Here is a 2,986-nt window from a genome sequence, read left to right on the forward strand (position 1 = left end):
CGCTAAAAGGGGAAGGCCGAAAACAAGGGGAAAGCAGAAAAGGCGAAAGGAAGAGAGAAGCGAAACGACAGAGAAAGAGCGGGCGGACAGCCATAGCGGAGAAAAAGACAAACGGAGACGATAGCCACTAAAAATCCGTCAGTCATAAAAGCGATGGCAGAGAAAGCAGGCAAACGCGAAAAGTAGCCGCTAAAAGGAGAAGGCAAAAAACAGCAGGAACGGTGTGCGTCCATTCCTGCTTACAAAATTATTTTTGCCGCAGCATCTTGAAAATTTCGTTCATTTTTGGAGGTTTGCCGTACATCAATACTCCAAGGCGATAAATTTTAGCACTGATCCAGCCAAAAATAAGGATTGCCGCTATATTGCTGAAAATGGATAACAGAATCTGATAGAAAGGTACATTGGTCATGCAGATTCGGATAAACATCGTCATAGGGGAGATAAAGGGAATAAACGAGGTAATCACACAAAGAGAATTTTCAGGCGTAGCCATACAGGTGACGGAGATGAACAGAGCAACAACCGTCAGTAAAATCAGAGGCATAGATGTGGTGTTGATATCTTCTGTTCGGCTAGCAAGAGAGCCGACAGCACCATACAAGCATCCGTAACTAAAGAATCCTAATATATAAAATATCAAAAGATACACAATATTAGAGGAAGACTGGCGGAAGATTTCCTCGATAAAAGAAATAGACGTCAAGGCTTCCGCGTTAAGGTAATAAAACCCAATAGCCACCAGGATGAGAACGCAAAGCTGAATTAGACCGGCCAAACAGGAGGCAATGACCTTTCCCAACATCAGCGCCGTTGGCTTGGCGGATGTAATCAGCATCTCCATGGCGCGATTGGACTTCTCGCCGGCCACAGAAGTCGCTACAAGTTGTCCATAGAGCAAAATACTCATGTAGAGAAGGAAGATCATCACATAGGAGATCAAGTACGTAGCCATAAAGCTTTTCCCTGTTTCCACGACATTGACCGAAACGGTTGAAGTTAAGATAGAGAGACTTTGATCGGATGTCAGGCCGTGAGATTCCATCTGAATCATTTTGTTCATCGTATCAAAAAAGCCATTAATCTGTTCCAATAGTAAGGAAGAAAAGCCGGTGGATTCCTGATATAGAGTGATCGAGTCAAGCGCAGTGATGCGGATTGCTGCCTCAATTTCTCCAGAGTTGATTCGATCCTGAATTGCCGTCTCGCCAGGGTCAGCTTCGATTTGGTAGGTATACTGGGCAGAGAGGCCATTTGTAAATAGCGAAGTATCCGTATAGTAACCTGTCTGATCAATTACGAGAATGGCTCCATCGATGTCAGACGCCTCAACGGCCGTCGGTGGTTCAGCCGTGTCTGTATCGGAGGAAGTCCCTAGATTTAGGAGAGACGGGATGCTCATGCACAACCCAATCAAGACGACACCGATGACGGTAACGATGATAAAGGCCTTATTTTTAAGGTACTGGCTTAGTTCAAACTGTAAAACCGTCCAAAACTGTTTCATGCATCTTCACCCGCCTTTTCAACAAAAATTTCTTCCAGTGTCGGTTCCAAAACTTCATACCGTTCCAATTGAATGGGAGATTCTGCAAAAGTCTTCATTAGAGAGGTGCGCATTTGAGGAGAGGCAAGCTTCAACTCACACCCGGACAGTCTTGGCGTGATGTCGATGATAGCGGAGGATAAGCCATTTGATCCAGCGAAGTCTCTAACCTTGGCCGTCAACATCTCAGATGGCTCAAGAGATTCGATATAGACGCGATCACGGGGATAGCTTCGTTTAATCTGTTGGAGATTGCCGTCAAGAACAATCTCACCCTGATGTAAAATGGCAATATTCTCACAGAATTGTTCCACATAACTCATCTGATGACTTGAGAATAAAACGATTTTTCCTTCTTTCACAAGGTCGCGAACAATATCCTTTAGCAATTGTGCATTGACGGGATCAAGGCCAGAAAACGGTTCATCCAGGATCGCGATCTCGGGGTCATTCATGAGAGCAGACGCCAATTGAACCTTCTGCTGATTTCCTTTTGAGAGGGTTTCAAGATTCTTATCAAAATACTCGGAGAGCTCTACTTTCTCCAACCATTTTTTAGTAGCGGCTACTGCGGCACGGCGATCCATGCCCCGAAGCATGGCGAGATAGGTTAGCTGCACTCCGATCTTTTTCTTAGGATAAAGGCCGCGTTCCTCAGGAAGATAGCCAAAGGAAACACCAGCGGTACGAAGGGGCTTTCCCTCGTATGTGACGCTACCGGAATCACTGGGAAATACGTCCATTATGATTCGAAGTGTCGTAGTCTTCCCTGCTCCATTGCGTCCTAGAAGACCAAGAGCGGAGCCTTTTAGCGCTTGGAAGCTAACGTCGCGGAGAACATGTTTCTCTCCAAAGCTTTTGTTCAGCGCATTGATTTCTAAACTCATGGTGTACCTCCAATCAAAATAATTAAATAAATCATACAAGGACATTATAGATTTGTCAAGCAAATTCTAAAATTACGATAGTTTGCATATATATGGATCATAAGGTATAACACTTTACGAATAAAAATGTCAAGAATAATCTTTGGGTTTTTTGTGTAAAATTTCATATCATCCAACAATTTTTAATTTGAATAAATAAAGTTGCCATAAAAGCGCCTAGAATAGTGGCTTTTGTATGCAATATGTGGTTGGTAATTTGTTATCAATATTTTGTGACATTTTAACAGCTATTTTTTTGTTTCTATTCTGGTCAATGTGGTAATACCAAAGTCAAAGCAAACAATAATAGGAACTTTATGCATAAAACCATTTACAGTCAAAAATACCGTCAAATTTTGTAATTACATTTAGAAATTTAACAATTTTAAAGTACTATTCGTAAAGTGTTATACTTTATGCAAAATCAAAGGGCACAAATTGTAAAAAAGAACAAACCCGAGTTCGTGCAGAGTGCCGAAAACAAAGAGAGAAGGGGTTGGTCAAATGCCAGGTA

2 protein-coding genes are annotated in these 2,986 nt (G+C 42.4%); both read right to left on the reverse strand.

Annotated features, from left to right (window positions below; all coding sequences use genetic code 11):
* Positions 1–247: 247 nt before the first annotated feature.
* The gene (locus H8730_RS17130) at positions 248–1,507 is read right to left on the reverse strand and encodes an ABC transporter permease (protein WP_249290265.1); all 1,260 of its coding nucleotides are present in this window, start codon (positions 1,505–1,507) and stop codon (positions 248–250) included.
* On the reverse strand, positions 1,504–2,433 hold the full coding sequence (locus tag H8730_RS17135; RefSeq protein ID WP_249290266.1) for an ABC transporter ATP-binding protein: 930 nt from the start codon (positions 2,431–2,433) through the stop codon (positions 1,504–1,506). Before H8730_RS17135 ends, H8730_RS17130 begins: the two co-directional genes overlap by 4 nt.
* Positions 2,434–2,986 lie beyond the last annotated feature (553 nt).

It is taken from the genome of Bianquea renquensis (assembly GCF_014384895.1).
Lineage (GTDB): Bacteria > Bacillota > Clostridia > Lachnospirales > Bianqueaceae > Bianquea > Bianquea renquensis.